12 protein-coding genes and 2 pseudogenes are annotated in these 15,563 nt (G+C 44.8%); 7 read left to right on the top strand and 7 right to left on the bottom strand.

The genetic code is table 11. The annotated features are described in order from the left end of the window. A complete protein-coding gene (locus GO007_RS15615; protein ID WP_189339882.1) occupies window positions 1-1,341 on the bottom strand; it encodes a carbohydrate porin in 1,341 nt (446 codons plus the stop codon). Window positions 1,342-1,684: 343 nt separating this feature from the next. On the opposite strand from GO007_RS15615, the gene feaR reads away from it, so the two are divergent. Then, window positions 1,685-2,653: a transcriptional regulator FeaR gene (gene feaR / locus GO007_RS15610; protein ID WP_095101449.1), complete on the top strand. Its 969-nt coding sequence runs from the start codon at window positions 1,685-1,687 to the stop codon at window positions 2,651-2,653. A 40-nt stretch (window positions 2,654-2,693) separates the two neighbouring features. On the opposite strand, the gene iaaH is transcribed toward feaR, so the two are convergent. The 4 genes and pseudogenes from iaaH to GO007_RS29560 all read right to left on the bottom strand — a co-directional run. Beyond that, the gene (gene iaaH, locus GO007_RS15605) at window positions 2,694-4,184 is read right to left on the bottom strand and encodes an indoleacetamide hydrolase (RefSeq protein WP_198389049.1); all 1,491 of its coding nucleotides are present in this window, start codon (window positions 4,182-4,184) and stop codon (window positions 2,694-2,696) included. Between the two features lie 79 nt (window positions 4,185-4,263). Then, entirely contained in the window at window positions 4,264-4,977 is a 714-nt protein-coding gene (locus GO007_RS15600) for a response regulator transcription factor (RefSeq protein WP_095101445.1), read from the bottom strand. A gap of 61 nt (window positions 4,978-5,038) precedes the next feature. Beyond that, window positions 5,039-5,239 (bottom strand): annotated as a pseudogene (locus GO007_RS15595) (IS3 family transposase); the annotation flags it as partial. A gap of 7 nt (window positions 5,240-5,246) precedes the next feature. Further along, window positions 5,247-5,981, bottom strand: a pseudogene (locus tag GO007_RS29560) (transposase); the annotation flags it as partial. Window positions 5,982-6,081: 100 nt separating this feature from the next. Between GO007_RS29560 and GO007_RS15585 the strand changes: the two are divergent. Beyond that, window positions 6,082-7,344 (top strand): tyrosine-type recombinase/integrase, encoded by a 1,263-nt coding sequence (locus tag GO007_RS15585; RefSeq protein WP_095101443.1) that lies wholly within the window; start codon window positions 6,082-6,084, stop codon window positions 7,342-7,344. 191 nt (window positions 7,345-7,535) lie between these two features. On the opposite strand, the gene GO007_RS15580 is transcribed toward GO007_RS15585, so the two are convergent. Both GO007_RS15580 and GO007_RS15575 read right to left on the bottom strand, forming a co-directional pair. Next, window positions 7,536-8,417 (bottom strand): LysR family transcriptional regulator, encoded by an 882-nt coding sequence (locus GO007_RS15580; protein WP_032699293.1) that lies wholly within the window; start codon window positions 8,415-8,417, stop codon window positions 7,536-7,538. A 179-nt stretch (window positions 8,418-8,596) separates the two neighbouring features. Next, entirely contained in the window at window positions 8,597-9,514 is a 918-nt protein-coding gene (locus GO007_RS15575; RefSeq protein WP_095101442.1) for a zinc-binding dehydrogenase, read from the bottom strand. 259 nt (window positions 9,515-9,773) lie between these two features. On the opposite strand from GO007_RS15575, the gene GO007_RS15570 reads away from it, so the two are divergent. From GO007_RS15570 to GO007_RS15550, 5 genes are read left to right on the top strand one after another with little or no spacing between them, the layout of a single operon-like run. Beyond that, the gene (locus tag GO007_RS15570) at window positions 9,774-10,958 is read left to right on the top strand and encodes an MFS transporter (RefSeq protein WP_095101440.1); all 1,185 of its coding nucleotides are present in this window, start codon (window positions 9,774-9,776) and stop codon (window positions 10,956-10,958) included. A 21-nt stretch (window positions 10,959-10,979) separates the two neighbouring features. Further along, window positions 10,980-12,089: a GNAT family N-acetyltransferase gene (locus GO007_RS15565; protein ID WP_095101438.1), complete on the top strand. Its 1,110-nt coding sequence runs from the start codon at window positions 10,980-10,982 to the stop codon at window positions 12,087-12,089. Window positions 12,090-12,093: 4 nt separating this feature from the next. Further along, window positions 12,094-13,536: an FAD-binding oxidoreductase gene (locus GO007_RS15560; protein ID WP_095101436.1), complete on the top strand. Its 1,443-nt coding sequence runs from the start codon at window positions 12,094-12,096 to the stop codon at window positions 13,534-13,536. Window positions 13,537-13,596: 60 nt separating this feature from the next. Continuing rightward, complete coding sequence (locus GO007_RS15555; protein WP_095101434.1) at window positions 13,597-14,769, top strand: acyl-CoA dehydrogenase family protein; 1,173 nt, start codon at window positions 13,597-13,599, stop codon at window positions 14,767-14,769. A gap of 12 nt (window positions 14,770-14,781) precedes the next feature. Then, window positions 14,782-15,540 carry an SDR family NAD(P)-dependent oxidoreductase gene (locus GO007_RS15550; protein ID WP_095101432.1) on the top strand — a complete coding sequence of 253 codons (759 nt, stop codon included), beginning with the start codon at window positions 14,782-14,784 and terminating at the stop codon, window positions 15,538-15,540. The last annotated feature ends 23 nt before the right edge of the window (window positions 15,541-15,563 follow it).

Here is a 15,563-nt window from a genome sequence, read left to right as displayed (position 1 = left end):
TTAGAAATCAATTTTCGTCTGTAAACCTATAACCCAGGCATTGGGCACGCTGTTATTCGCCCCCGGTGAGTGGTAATACTGGATATTGGGTTGGAGTGTCAGCCATCCTGTTGCTTTAATTCGATAAAAAACTTCGACAGAAACCTCTCCACTTCCTGGCGGCAAATAACGCGGATCCGAATAATCTGTTAACCCTGAAAGTTCGTTCGCTATTATTCTATTTTGAGACCATCTGTCGTTAATTTTAATATAAGTAGCAGCCAGACCGACAATATCATCAGGGCGACTCTCTAACAAACCTGTATAATAGACTCCGGAACCATATGCATATTGGAGAACTGATGTGCTTTTATCGTTCACCTCACCATTAATAAAAGCTTTTAGCCCCTTCTTGCTCTCACCGCCAGGCCCCGTTAATTGCTGGTCTAAATAGATCCACGCGGCACGCTTATTATTGTGTTGTTTATAACCCGCCGAAGGATTAAGCGCCTCGGCACCACCATTTTTACCTTCATAAACATCATCAGCAGTTACATTACTGTAAAAAGCCCCTATGAAGTAATTGCCGACCAGCTTATTTGGTCCCCAGTGAGGACGCCATCCCAGCAGTACGGGATATATTTCACCCTGGCCACCAGAGAAGGTCAGAGACATACCCTTATCATTTTTCGTTAACTCTGGGTTCTGTTGAAACACCCCTGCTCGAAGATATACTTCCGGCGTAATATTCCAGGTAAGGTGTGCACCCCAGGAACCAATTGGCCAGCCGTACCAGATGGGGCTGATGCCCGGAACAGTGCCGCTGTTTAAAAGAGACTGGAATTCAGGATAGCTCGGAAAAAAATCGGCGGTGGGAGTCATTTTCCCAAAAGTAAGCTGGAACATCTTGTCAGCAATGCCCTGCGTATATGTCAGGCGAGTAATACGGTTAACAGAACCATATCCCCATACCTCCTGGCTGAGATTAGGTAATGTGCCTGAACGAGGATCGCTGATCCTTTCAGTAGTAATCAGACGATGGTTATTGCGGTTTGTCAGGATGACATTGAGCTGGCCATCAACATCAGTCATTTTGCTCAGGTCATAACTGAACAAGGCTGTTGTTTGGTCAGATGTACCCACATCTGTACTGGTATCATATCCTCCAGCAACGTTTGCAGCAGTTTCATTCAGATATTGAAGCCCGAAGTTAAATCCCTCATTACTGAGATCCTCTCTCATTCCGCTCCAGTCGCCAAAAGCCCAGGGAGAATCCCAATCAAAAGCATCATAAGCTGAAGCGGAAAGAGTATAACAACCAGATACCGCCAGCAGACTCGCTATCATTTTGCGCATTACCATTATTTCTACCCCGGTGTTGACGTTGTAATTTTTTACTTTGTTCGTTGAGAAAGCTCCGGGGATTATTACAGCCAGCCACTACCCTCCATTGCACCTGCCTTATTGCCATCCATGCTCAAACTTACTGCAAGTGCTGTTGCACCTTTACGAAGCATGCAAATATGTGATGGGCCTCATAATGGTGCAACTCCAGCAATGTGCGTTATATACGCATGCATTTTGACGGAAGTTTTCAGATAAACTGATTGTTTTTACCGATTCCCTTGACCAGATTCACTGCCAGTGTAATCAGGGCATCTTTTTTGCAGGGATTGTCTTAGTATATCTGGAATGGGGAATTAACATGTTGATCAGCACTCATACGCTTCCGCAATCACAACGTTACGATTTCTGGCATCAAATAGTTTGTGAGCGATTTGTTGCTCTTGATTTAGCAATGACAAGTTCCTCACCGGCGAAAGCTATACATGCTGAGCTTCTCCATGACCGCGTCGCAGAAATAGATGTCATGAAATTGAACGCCTGTAGTCAGACTGTATCTCGCAACAGCCGTCAGATCAGAATGGACAGACGTGATGATGAGTACTTCCTCTTCAGTTTACAGCTGAAAGGAAATGGATATCTTGAACAGGATGACAGGTCTGCTCGACTTCAACCGGGGGATTTTATCCTTTTTGATAGCACACGCCCTTATCGTATGGGGTTTAATGAAGATTTTGAGAAACTGGTCCTCAGAATTCCACGTATGCTTTTAAAACAACATGTTACTGCACCGGAGAGATTGTGTGCATATAAAATATCTGGACAGCATGCCATGGGTTATCTGTTATCGAATTTTCTTACCTCATTAGAGCAACTTTCCGTTCTTCCGCCTGAGGCACAGTCAGGTGTATCTGGTGCAATTTTGCAAATGGTTGCCGGGGCACTGCAGAGCATGCCCCAGAACAATCAAACTCAGTTAACTTCTGTGAAGTCTTATCACCTGAAAAGAATAAAAAAACATATCGAGATGAATCTTGCTGAATCAGAACTCTCTGTTGCTACGATCGCATCAGACCTGGGCATGTCAGTTAGCTCTTTATATAGAATTTTTGAGGGTGAAGAAATACCTTTAGCGCAATACATCTGGGTCAAACGCCTGGAATTTTGTTGCCGGGATCTGGAAAATATTGCTTTGAAAGATAAGCTGATCTCACAAATTGCTTTTGAATGGGGATTTACACACAGTACTCATTTTAGCCGTTCATTCAAAAAACAGTTTGGCTTGTCACCTAAAGTTTATAGGGAGCAGTTTCTGGATGCGAGAAAATAAATTAATGGGCTGATTTACAGCCCATTAATTCTTTGATTAATTATTCTTTGATTATGTTTTCGACTGTTGCACCTATTGCCAGAATTTTCGCATCGTCTCCTGGGAGTCCATCGATTTCGATACCTACAGGCATATGGGTTTGCGCACCCAATCCCGCAGGAATACTTAAGCCGGGTAAACGGATATTACTTCCTGGGTCAGTATTATGAATCAGTTTTGCAAACTCGGCACCGGAACTGACTTTGTCATCGGCAAGAGGTGCAATCACAGGTGATGTTGGAAAAATGAGTCCGTCCAGGCGATTGTTAGCAAATGCTCTTTTATAAATGTTCAGCAGATGCGGCAAACCTTCTGTTACCGCTTTTTGGTGAATAACCTCCGCAGGAACAATACTGCCATTCGCATCAACTACTGTTTGTGGTATCAATGCGTGGTCGAAAATATTTTTTACATCAGGGCTGGACACCTTGGCAGCTACCTGTTCGAAAGACACACCTGTTTGGTTATCGCTGAGATATTTAATCAGGTCGTGCTTTCCTTCATAAACCACAACGGGCAGAGAAACTGCAACGTTTGCCTGCTCAAGACCTGGCATTTCTGTAACAACGAGCTCAACACCTGCCTCTCTGAGCTTTTGCAAAGCACGGTGGGCATTTTCACTAACGTCTTTGTCGAGACCTTGCCAAAAATAAGGGCTAATACCTAAGCGTATGTGTTGCGGCTCTGCTGGGGGCAGAATCTCAGCTCCACTGATCACATGATCCATCAATGCAACATCAGCAACGGTATGCGCCATAGGGCCAGCTGTATCTCGCGTATGCGAAATTGGGGTTATCCCCTGCTGACTATAACGTCCAGTAGTTGGGCGAAATCCTACACAGCCATTCAATGCGCACGGCTGACGGACCGAAGCACCAGTGTCGGTGCCCATTGCTATCGGTACCATACCTGCAGCAACAGCGACGGCACTTCCAGATGAGGAACCACCTGGAATACGGCTGGAATCATATGCATTGCGAACGCCAACGATTCCGGGCATGTGCATGGCGGTATTATAACCGGTAGCACCATACGCAAGTTCATGCATATTAGTTTTACCAATTACGATTGCGCCCGCATCAATTAATTTCTGAATCACTGGCGCGGTAGTCTTGGGCATAAAGTGAGCTAATGCTGGTGTTCCTGCTGTGTTAGGAAATCCGATGACCTGAGTATTATCCTTCACAGCCACCGGGACCCCTCCCAGAGGCAAACAGCCGCTACTCGTTGTTTGTTTTTTATCCCATGCCTTTGCCTCTGCTATAGCCCTGTCCGGATTTACGCTAATAAATGCATTAAGGTTGGGATGTGATTGAATTTTGTTCAGGTAGGCTCGTATTAACTGCTCACTGGTGATTTGTTTTTTGCATATCATCTGAGCTGCTTCAGTTGCAGTAAGTTTGTTAAGGTCTGTTGGTAACTGGTTTGCTGCATGAGCGTATCCATGAATCACCATGATACATACCAGCACAAGAAGGCTTTTCTTACTCACAGTTATTCCCCGATTGAAATGTGTACATATTTATTAATACCAACCTGCTGTGAGTCTTTGTATCCTCAACATTGAGGAGTTAATCAAATCTTCTTGAGGCTAACTCGGTACGATTCACGCATTCGAGTTTTCGGAGTGCCTGGGTCAGATGTGACCTTACGGTGGTAAAGCCAATATCCAGGAGGCGTGCGACCTCCTTATCACTCAATCCCTTGCTGACCAGACTCACCACCTCCTGTTCTCTCCCGGTTAAAAGGCTTGTCTTATTAGAGGGTTGTGGCAGTGCCTGACAAAAATAGGGCTGTAAGACTGATAATATTTGACCATCCCTGAATGAAAATGCTGGCCGCTTTTCAGAGCGCCAAATTCTAAGATCGCCCACATTGATATGGTTTCTGGTGAAGAACACATTTATTCCATGGAATAACCCGTTCGGTTTGAGAAACTCTTGATAGTAGCGAGTGCTGGATAGCAGCGTGTGTGGCATAACATCGCAAACGCGAGTTGGATTAGTTTTTGCGCTTAACAGTGGTGTGATTGGATCAATAAATTGAAATTCAAGGTCGTGCTTGCGTATCGCACTGTCATCAATATTAATGGCAACCCCATCATGTGAAGTCCTGCTATCCGAACTCCAGACATAGGAAGCACCGTAGTCCGCACCAAGCAAACTGGTAACTTGAGGCAACAGTGAACTTCTTAAACTGAAAGAGTTTTTTTCAGATGCGAGTTTCCATATGATTTCACTCATAACATTCAACTCATGCGGTGTAAACTTAAGCATTTCAGACATAGATTCCCCCCAGTCTGAAACATGCAAACTCCATGCCATTTAGTCATAAGAAATGTAGTTGTCAACAAAAACTGGCCACCGCTTTAGCGTTTTTCCAGTATCGGTTTTCCGATTCGTTTGGTGATAATCCTCCGTTATATTCATGCTGCCTGAGCGCACTGTAAAACCCAGTGATATAGCCCGTTATTGCATGGAATGTATAATCTACTACTGATACTCATTAATTCTTCAGACTACGGAAGAAGTGTTCCATTGGGCTATTGACGCTCCTATGTCAAGATCGGGTGATTGGCATAGGCGAGGTCCGATAAAATCAATGGATAGAGTTCACGGACGATCTAACGTTTTAGGCATCTTAGTATCTCTTTGGTCGATAGCCCTTCACGAGTTCGTCTGTCGACATAGGTTCGTGTTCGCGGATCACTTCGCATACACACAAGGGTTATGGTCCACAGAGCATTGTTTGCTTCACGTGAGCCGCCACGGTTTAATCTGTGCCTGACTGTTTTTCCTGATGATGCTGGTAACGGATTTACGCCACAGAGCGATGCCTGGGCCGCTTCATTTTTTAAACGTTCGGGGTTATCGCCTACAACTGCCAGCAGCGTTGCAGCTGTATGTGGACCTACACCAAACTGACTACGAAGGTTACTGGCATATTTGCGGGTCAGTTTATCGAGTGATTCGTCCAGTTCATTCATCTCTTCAGTCAGGGCCAACCATCGCTTCGCGAGGCTTCGAAGCGTGCTGCACAGAGCTATACGCAATGGAGAGTGCTCTGACACTTCGCTGTTAATGCAGGCGACTATGCACTCATGTGGTTTCGATTTCCAGAGTTTGTCGCGAACATCCTGCGGTCCACTAATCAGCAACGCACGAAGCTGATTAATCACCTGCTTGCGGGCTTTGACTGCGTTACGCCGGGCAACGCTAATAATCCGAAGAGCTTCACACGCGCCGGACTGCATTTTTGGTATGGCCTTGCGACTCCCCGATGTTAGCGTGAAAAATCTTCCCGATGCATTTTCATTTCCCCCTCCGCATCGGGCAAGATTGGTGGTCTGATTTGGGGTCATTTCAGTTCGATTATGGAGTGACCACCATATGTCTCTGAACGACGCTAAAATCCGTAGCTTAAAACCATCCGCTAAACCCTTCAAAGTTTCCGACTCTCATGGACTGTACCTTTTAGTCAATCCAGGCGGGTCACGTCTCTGGTATCTCAAATATCGTATCAATGGTAAAGAATCTCGCCTCGGCTTAGGTGCCTATCCCGATGTTTCTCTGGCTTACGCTCGTCAGCAACGTGATGGTATACGCAAGCTGCTAACGCAGAATATCAATCCATCACAGCAACGTATTGCAGATAAAGCAGCCCGCTCACCGGAAAAAACATTTAAGCACGTTGCATTGAGCTGGCATAAAAGCAACAGAACATGGTCTGAGAACCACGCCTCCCGTCTGCTTGCCAGCATGAACAATCATATATTTCCTGTGATTGGACACTTGCCAGTAGCTGAACTGAAACCTCGTCACTTTATCGACCTGCTGAAAGGCATTGAGCAAAAAGGTCTGCTGGAAGTCGCAGCACGTACCCGGCAGCATATGTGCAACATCATGCGGCATGCAGTGCATCAGGGGATGATTGAGAGCAATCCGGCATCGAATCTCGAAGGTATCATCGCAGCACCGGTTAAACGACACTACCCCGCCCTTCCCCTTGAACGACTACCCGAATTGTTGAGTCGCATTGATGGCTATCATCAGGGACGGGAATTAACCCGGCTGGCTGTTTCTCTTACCCTGCATGTCTTTATTCGCTCCAGCGAACTGCGGTTTGCCCGCTGGACAGAGATAAGTTTCACAAATAAAATCTGGACGATCCCCGCCACACGAGAACCGCTCCCAGGCGTCCGCTATTCCAGCAGGGGGGCGAAAATGCGCACGCCGCACATTGTGCCGCTGTCACGACAGACCATCGACATACTGAAGCAGATAAGAGAAATCACCGGTGATCAGAAGTTGCTGTTCCCCAGCATCCATAATCCATCCAGACCAATGAGTGAAAACACGGTTAATAAGGCGCTGCGGCTTATGGAATATAATACTAAAGAGGATGTCTGCGGCCACGGATTCCGGGCAATGGCCTGTAGTGCCCTGATAGAATCAGGTCTCTGGTCACAGGATGCAGTTGAGCGTCAGATGAGCCATCAGGAGCGCAATAGCGTTCGGGCAGCCTACATCCACAAGGCGGAGCATCTGGAAGCCCGCAAGGCGATGATGCAGTGGTGGTCAGATTATCTGGACAGATGCAGAGAGGAATTCGTGCCATCCTATATTTTGGGCCATCAGCAGTCCAAAGTCTGAACTTCGGTATATACCGATTGATAAGCTTGAAAAAGGGCTCAGCTAATGAGCCCCGTTTAAGACTAAATACTTCGCCTATATACTTAAAACACCATCAGCTTCATACAAAGCTTGGTTTTTAGTCACAGAATTGAGCAGGATGTTGAATTTGGCCCCTCACAAATCAAGCACAATTGCATCTGTGTTGGGGGTCAAGTATTTATTCCTAACGCCGCCAGCAATGTACTGATTTTAGGCGAACGATGGCGCGATTTTGCATAAATTAATGAAAGCGGAATCGAAGCCTCGGAGTATTCTTGTAGTAGCTCGACCAGTTTACCGTTTTCGAGATATTTACCGACCGCAAAGTCCATTATTTGAACAACTCCCATCCCGCTGAGTGCCGCCTCTAACAGTACATCCGCAGTATCGACGACCAGATTACCCTTAATATCAAAAGCCTGCTGTTCTCCCGCTATAGAATAAAACCACTTTGTGCTACGCCCAGTTCTCTGTGCTTTAACAGCCAGACAGTTATGCTGTACCAGTTCCGCTGGCTCTTTAGGAATTCCGTGGCTGTTTAAATATTCCGGTGACGCAACGGTGACAAAACGTAAATGCTTAATAGTTCTGGCGATAAGCCGTGAGTCCTGTACGCTGCCAATTCTAATCGCCGCGTCAAAGCCTTCTTCCACCAAATCAACCAATCGGTCAGTCATAACCGCGTCAATTGTTAATGCCGGATATCTGTCCAGAATCTCTTTGAGCATAGGAATAATTACCAATCGGCCATAGGCAGAAGGTGTCGTTATTTTTAGTTCGCCTTCAGGGAATACCGTTCTGCCGGTAATCGAATGCCCAACCTCATCCATTTCATGAATCAGGCTTTTTGAGGATTCATATAAAAAAACGCCATCGGTAGTCAGACTTACAGAGTGGGTATTGCGGTTAAGCAAGGTAACACGAAGGTCGAGCTCAAGCCTGGTAATTGCACGTGAGACCCCTGATTGGGTGAGGCCCAATGCCTGCGCAGCTTTGGTAAAACTCTGCGTTTCCCCTACCTTAATAAAGATTTTAAGCGCGTTTAAATCCATAAGTCTTCTCTTACATCTCTTACACGAACATCTATGCCTCGTGGAGGTATCAAGATACAAAAAAAACTGACAGAAGTTAAATATCAATGTGTTATTAGTTAAAAGATAACGCTATGTCGCCACAATTATTGCAATATCCTTGCGTGGCGACAGCATAGAGGACTATGTACGAGTTGAGCTTAGTCCTGAGGTACGTTGAGCGTGACTTTGCCTGGAGCGAGAAGATGCATGAAATCCTGTTTAATGACTTTATCCCAACTACCAATATTATCCGCGTATACTTTAATGATCCTCTCATCAACGAGAGTGAGCAAGGTGTTTAAATCTTCTCCGGCCGGGGAATAATCCTTATAAGAAATCAGATCGATTCCTCGTGATACCAAAATTGTGGTGTCTATGCTCGCCACCTGTCCCGAGGCAACGCCCAGAATGAGAACTGTGCCATTAGGAACAACATTGTCTAATAGATGAGCCAGTAAATCGCCACCGACGGTATCGACCAGTGCATCAAAGGTTCCCTCAAAAGGGTATTCTTTAGCCAATAGTACCTCGTTGGGTTTAACGTCGCTGGCTTGCAGCCAATCGAATCCACGCTGACTGTGCACCACCGCCGAAACTTTAATACCGGCATGCATTGCCAACTGAACCAACAAATGCCCGACTCCGCCCGTTGCACCGGTAACGGCCAGAGACTGGCCCGGCTGCAAATGAAGGGATCGCAGAGAACGCAGCGCCGTTAATCCTGCCACCGGCAACGCTGCTGCAATCGCTGCAGATACACTCTCTGGCACGATAGCGACATTGGCACGATCGACAACGCGATATTGGCTCCAGGCACCCGAAAAACTCCATGTTAATACCCGCTCCCCAATTTTTGGTCCCTGACCGTCGGTGCTGGTCTCGATCACAATACCAAATGCATCCCATCCGGCAGGCTTATCCGATTCCCAGGGAAAGTCTAATTCTCCCCGATTAAGTGATATATTGGAAACTCTGATTAAAATATCACTTTCCGTCCTTCTGACTGGCCGCTGTACATCGGTAAATCTAAAACCACCAGTATCTGATTTCACAATTGCTTGCACGTATTCACTCATTGTTATTTTCCTTTTCGATATTTACACATTCAGAAAAATCAATTAAATAAATAACATTATCTATTTTTAAGATATGCCGATGACAATTTAATTGCCTAAATTCGATATCTTAACCTCCTAACCTAACACGACAATTCGATAAACCAGCAGATTATATTGGTGAAAAATGTCATAACAATTATGATTCATATTCTGTTTACAAAAGCTGATGATCGAGGGTATTAGTTTCATTACTGTTAATCACATCGAGTGAATTTTTATGAATAAACCACTACCAGCAGCAATATATGTTTTAGGTTTTACTCTATTTGCCATGACAACATCTGAATACATGATCGCAGGATTAATCACATCCATGTCATCTGATTTAGGTGTTTCCATTCCTAAAGTTGGATATTTAATTACCATTTATTCATTAGGTATGGTTTTCGGTGGTCCCTTGCTTGCTACATTTTTAGTTAAACTTAGCAATAAAGCAGCATTATTGACTATTACTGGCATATTTCTTGTCGCCCAAGTCGTCGCAACCGTTTCTGCAACTTATGATCTTTTAGCAGTAGCGAGGTTTGCGACCGGATTATCTTCGGCAGCCTTCTTCGGTTTTGCGCTGTTGACAGCGGCAAAAATGGTTCCACCGGAACGCTTTGGCGTTGCAGCCTCCATCGTATTGGGCGGGATGATGATAGCGACGGTGGCGGGACTGCCACTATCAGCAATACTTGACCAGTATTATGGCTGGAGAGTTTCCTTCGCATTAATTATTGTCCTTACATCTTTAGCTGGAATAGGTATTATACTGATTGTTCCTAAATTCAAGGCGGAGGTCAAGGGTAGTATTAAGGCTGAATTTGGTTCAATTATAAACAGATCAATCTGGGGGGCTTTTATTACAAGTTTCTTTATTATTGCTGCTACATTCGCGACATTCAGTTACTTCGTTCCCTATTTTGAAAACACTGTCGGTTTCGATACTCCATATATCCCGGCTATTCTTTTCGCTTACGGTGCATTCACGGTAATTGGTAACTTTCTTGTAGGTCGACTAGCAGATAAATCGCCGATTAAAGTTGTTTTCACCGGAAGCGTCGTGCTAGTACTTGCACTGTTTGGGCTTTATACCTTCTACGAAAATAAAATATTAGTGCTGATATCTGTAATGATTTTAGGACTTACTGGTATTACTCTCACTCCTGCCATGTCCTCACGCGTGTTTAAAGCAGCCCCTAATACTTCATTAATTAACACTATGCATACCTCCGTTATTTGTCTTGGAGTAGTTATTGGTTCATGGGCCGGCGGCTATGCAATCGACCAAGGTTATGGCTACCGTGCACCAACTCTCATCGGTATTTTTTTAGCTGGATTGGCGATTGTCACCCTACTCCCTGTCTTGAGAAACAACCGTTACGATACGCCTGCTGTTAATCCTCAGACAAATATCTGACTGTATCAATAGGAATAGACCATGAACAGTGAAACTAATTCATTAGGCTATGAAAATAACATTCAAACTATTCCGGAATCGCACTTATTTCCCGAAAAAAAATACAAGCATGAGATCCCAATCATTTACCACAGCGAGAGTGATAAAATTATCGACCAAAGTTGCGAGGCAAGGTTATCAAATGACACACCCAATAAAAAATCATACACACATAAAATATTTGTTATACGAAAATGCAAGCCGGAGCATATAGGAGACATTTTCTTGCGGCCATCAGAAAATGATGATAGCAGCATAATTCTAGACATTAACATACATATGCCATTAGGAGAAAAAATAAAAACCAGACTATTCCGTAAACTTTCAGTTTTTTTATTTGAAAAATATAAGACACTGAGAGTTGAGACTCACATTCTGATTGATCATCATAAAATCATTAATAGCCTTATATTGAGCGGATACACTTTTGAAGGTATTACACAAAAATTTAATGCAAATTCAGAGCTAGAGGAATTTGCAGTATTTTCATTATTGAATAATCAAACTAATACGGGAAAAACCCTATTATTCCCTGCAGTGGATAGTAATATTTATCGCGATGAAAAAATTGCACTACGTTTAGCTGAAACAAAAGACACATTTTGTATATGGTTAGAGCAATCAAATCCTGAATCATCGAAGTGGGGTTTATTCGAAACAGCATCACTTGATGAAATAAAACAAAAAATCAGGCGTTGCGGGCTTAATTCAGCCGTAGGCCCTAATATATTACTAACTATTATAGAATGCTCAACTGGTAATGCTGTAGGAAAAATTGTTATCCGCAATGTTGTACCACCTCATGTAGGTGATGTGGGTTACGGGATATTGCCGGAATATCGTGGTTTAGGCTACGCCGTAAGGGCGCTGAATCTTTTGAAAAAATGGGCCTTTAATGAAGCTGGTTATGTACGTTTAGAACTTGGTGTCAAAGAAGGCAATATCGCGTCAGAAAGAGTCGCGCAAAAGGGAGGGTTTGAATTTGAGGGGATGCGTCCGGGACGATTGAAAAATCACGATGGTTCATACAGTAATGAAATGCACTATTTCTTTCTGAACCCGAATATTAGCTATCGAAAAATAGAGGATTGATTAAATGAGCAAAAAGTTCATCTCCTTTCTCGAACAGCATTTAGATCATAAAAACGTCGTCGCCTATGTAAAAACACCGAATGATGTTGGTGAATATACTTCCCCATCGGTTTCTGGCCGAGTGGATGTTTCCAGTATTGAACAAGTAATTCGTATTGTTAAGCTGGCAGATCAATTTGACGGAGAAACAGCGCTTTATCCCTACTCAACTGGATACAATTGGGGGCTAGGTTCAACAAAACCTCCGTCAGACAACGCCGTGCAGTTGAAGCTGACCGGATTAAATAAAATTCGCGAGATTAATATCGCAGAGGGTTATGCTGTCATTGAGCCAGGTGTGACGCAGGGAATATTATCGCAAAAATTACTGAACACCCATCGTTTTATTAATGTGACAGCCTCATCTGCAGAAACGAGTTTTTTAGGTAATGCTCTCGATCGGGGCGTCGGGTTGAGGCACCAGCGTACAGAAGATCTTCTCGGCCTGGAAATTGTTCTCGCCAACGGGACACTGCACCGAGTGGGCTGGTGGCCGGAACAGGGAAAACATAGCGCATTATACTCCCACGGGATTGGTCCTTCACTGGTGCAATTATTCACCCAATCGAATCTCGGAATTATAACCGGTGGCGTTGTACGGCTACTTCATCGACCAGAAAAATCTCGCGTCGCCTATATTTCCTTTTCTCCCGAAAACTTAGAGTATGCTATCAATACCTTCCAGCGTTGGTCAGCACAAGGGTTAATTCACGGTGTACTTAAGGTTTATGATGAAACATCAACACTGACGTATGGTGCGAATAAGGGCGAGTTTCTCGTTCATTTGCCCCTTTCGGGAGCAGCCTCAGTAGTATCGGCACTTTCCACCGCGCTGGAAACCGAGTTTGTAAAAGCTGGCGAGAAATTCATCTCTTTGATCTGGAACGACAGCCCTATGAATCCTTATCAAGATGATATCGTCGCCAATCTAGTCAACGCTGCCTATCAAGGGGATACTAAATATCATGATATCCTTCTGGAGAAGACGCTCGGTACTACACCGGCTGAAATAGATGCCGAAGGCAAAGGCTGGATATTTTTCTTGCCTCTGCTTCCTTTTACCGGTCAGGCTATTAAACAGGCTTATCTACATTTCGACGATATCTTCGAGTCTACTGGCGTGCGCTGCGGCGCCACAATTAATATGCTGAGTGATCAGATTATTGATCTCGTTGTATCCATTCGTTTTGAACGCGTAGAAGAGGAAATAAGAAAAGCTCATCGGGCTCTGAAACTTCTTCATGAAAAATTTAGTGCTTCCGGTTTTTACCCTTATCGTTTGGACGTAGAACATCCTCTCGCCAATAGTCGTAATGCCAGAACGCTTCGTGAAGGTGAAATCATCAGAAGCTTGCAAAAAACTTTAGACCCAAAGGGAATTTTCGCATCCGGGCGATATAGTTATTAATAATAACTAATATGTACTTTTAAGATTTAATTATATAGGTTCATTTATTGAGGCGCATCCATGATAACTCATGAAGAAAATACATTTAGCAATATATTAGTTAATCTAAGAGATTTACGTGGCAAATTACGTAACTCCGCTCGTGAAATAGAAGAGCATCGCAGGATACCACTCAATATTATTGAAAGGCTACGTGGCATTGGGATATTTGGAATGTGTTTCCCGCAATCATGGGGCGGTGCCGGACTGACGTCGATTGAGCAAATCCTTGTGCTGGAAGAACTCGCCCGGGGCGATACGGCTACCGCCTGGTGCGCCATGATTGGTTGTGACTCAGGTATTTATTCAGGTTTCTTGGAAGAAAAAAGTGCCAAAGAGATCTTTCCACATGCCAATCTGGCTGTGGCGGGTTGGATACACCCGCAGGGAAAAGCCGAGATAGTTGATGGCGGCTACATTGTCACTGGCAAATGGCGTTTTGCCAGCGGATCGCCTCATGGCGATGTCATCTCGGCAGGTTGCTTCCTCTACCGTAACGGCAATCTTATACTGGATGATAACGGCAAGCCCCTTTGGCGAGTCATGCTGGCGCGTCCTGCCGACTACCTTTTTTCCGACACCTGGTTCACCACCGGCCTGCGGGGAAGCGGCAGTCAGGACTACTCCACGCAAGGATTGTTCATTCCCGAACAGCACGCGTTCAATTTCTCGGAACCAAAACGTCAAGGGCCACTGCACAAAACGCCGGATGCAATTTTACGCAAAATGGCCGGTATCCCGCTGGGGCTTGCGAGAGCCTGTCTGGACTATATCTACGACGTCGCCGACGACCGCACAGACAGAATCAATGATGTGAAATGGCGAAACTCAAAGCGCGTACAGACGGCGGTGGCTAACGCAGAGAATCAGTTATTCATCACTAGAAACGCGGCGCTCACCAGCGTAAGTACATTATGGCAGGCGCTCGAAGCCGATGCCGCTCATGATGATATTACTCATTGGCGCGTGCAGTCAGCTTTGAGTCGAAGAAATGCCTTTCAAACCGCACGAACCATCATTTCAAGCTTGTATGACCTACAGGGTGGGGGTTCTATCTACACCCATGAAACACCTTTTGATCGCGCATTACGTGATATCAACACTATTTGCCAGCACGCTGTCGCGCAGGAAAAAGTCCTGCAGGTGTGCGGCGATATTCTCCTTGGTGGCAAAGTCGAAGATTACTTTATATAAGGAAGAGAACCGATGAGTGGTATTTTTTCGCAAAAGAAAATTCTTGTAACCGGCGCAGGCAGTGGACTTGGCAGAGAAATAGCCTTGGCATTTTCACGACTTGGCGGAACCGTTATTCTTGCAGGTCGAAATAAGCAGAAACTAGAAGAGACGGCGCAAGCGATCTCCGAGACTCCTGGCAAATCATGGGTTATTCCTTTCGACGTAAATAATAATCAATTAATAGATAACCTGTTTGATGAAATTAAAAATAAAGTCGGTACTCTTGATATTGCCGTTAATAACGCCGGAGTATTTTCTTTTGGTTTTGTCGATGAAACCTCCAGTGAAGACTTTAATCACGTATTCAATACTAATGTCATTGGTTTGTTTGAAAGTCTGAAGCGCGAACTTCAGTCGATGAAAGAAAACCGGGCCGGGACTATCGTTAATATTTCATCAAATATGTCTATCGGGCTGAATATTCCGGGCACGGCAGCCTACACCGCTTCAAAGGCTGCCGTTGATGCATTGACCCGCGTCTCGGCAAAAGAGGCTATCACGCACGGCGTGCGCGTTTTCTCAATAAACCCAGGTCCATTGGCCACCGAAATGACCCAACTTCCCGGCGAATCGGCGGCAGACCGTGACAAAAGATGGCACGATTTGATCCCCATTGGGCGTATTGGCGATGTTAAAGAGATCGCTCAAGCGATTATTTGGTCCTGCTCAGGCCAGTCTGACTACTTAGTGGGTACACGAATAGTTATCGATGGCGGCCACTCTCTTTAAATTCATAACCGTGAGGTACAAAT

The sequence above is a fragment of the Klebsiella sp. 10-1 genome, from assembly GCF_009758445.1.
Lineage (GTDB): Bacteria > Pseudomonadota > Gammaproteobacteria > Enterobacterales > Enterobacteriaceae > Klebsiella > Klebsiella scottii.
This window is presented reverse-complemented; position numbering and strand designations above follow the sequence as displayed.

Bases quoted from the DNA above. Each gene is read 5' to 3' on its own strand.
- GO007_RS15615 (WP_189339882.1), bottom strand. From the start codon at position 1,341: ATGGTAATGCGCAAAATGATAGCGAGTCTGCTGGCGGTATCTGGTTGT.
- feaR (WP_095101449.1), top strand. From the start codon at position 1,685: ATGTTGATCAGCACTCATACGCTTCCGCAATCACAACGTTACGATTTC.
- GO007_RS15600 (WP_095101445.1), bottom strand. From the start codon at position 4,977: ATGTCTGAAATGCTTAAGTTTACACCGCATGAGTTGAATGTTATGAGT.
- GO007_RS15585 (WP_095101443.1), top strand. From the start codon at position 6,082: ATGTCTCTGAACGACGCTAAAATCCGTAGCTTAAAACCATCCGCTAAA.
- GO007_RS15580 (WP_032699293.1), bottom strand. From the start codon at position 8,417: ATGGATTTAAACGCGCTTAAAATCTTTATTAAGGTAGGGGAAACGCAG.
- GO007_RS15575 (WP_095101442.1), bottom strand. From the start codon at position 9,514: ATGAGTGAATACGTGCAAGCAATTGTGAAATCAGATACTGGTGGTTTT.
- GO007_RS15570 (WP_095101440.1), top strand. From the start codon at position 9,774: ATGAATAAACCACTACCAGCAGCAATATATGTTTTAGGTTTTACTCTA.
- GO007_RS15565 (WP_095101438.1), top strand. From the start codon at position 10,980: ATGAACAGTGAAACTAATTCATTAGGCTATGAAAATAACATTCAAACT.
- GO007_RS15560 (WP_095101436.1), top strand. From the start codon at position 12,094: ATGAGCAAAAAGTTCATCTCCTTTCTCGAACAGCATTTAGATCATAAA.
- GO007_RS15555 (WP_095101434.1), top strand. From the start codon at position 13,597: ATGATAACTCATGAAGAAAATACATTTAGCAATATATTAGTTAATCTA.
- GO007_RS15550 (WP_095101432.1), top strand. From the start codon at position 14,782: ATGAGTGGTATTTTTTCGCAAAAGAAAATTCTTGTAACCGGCGCAGGC.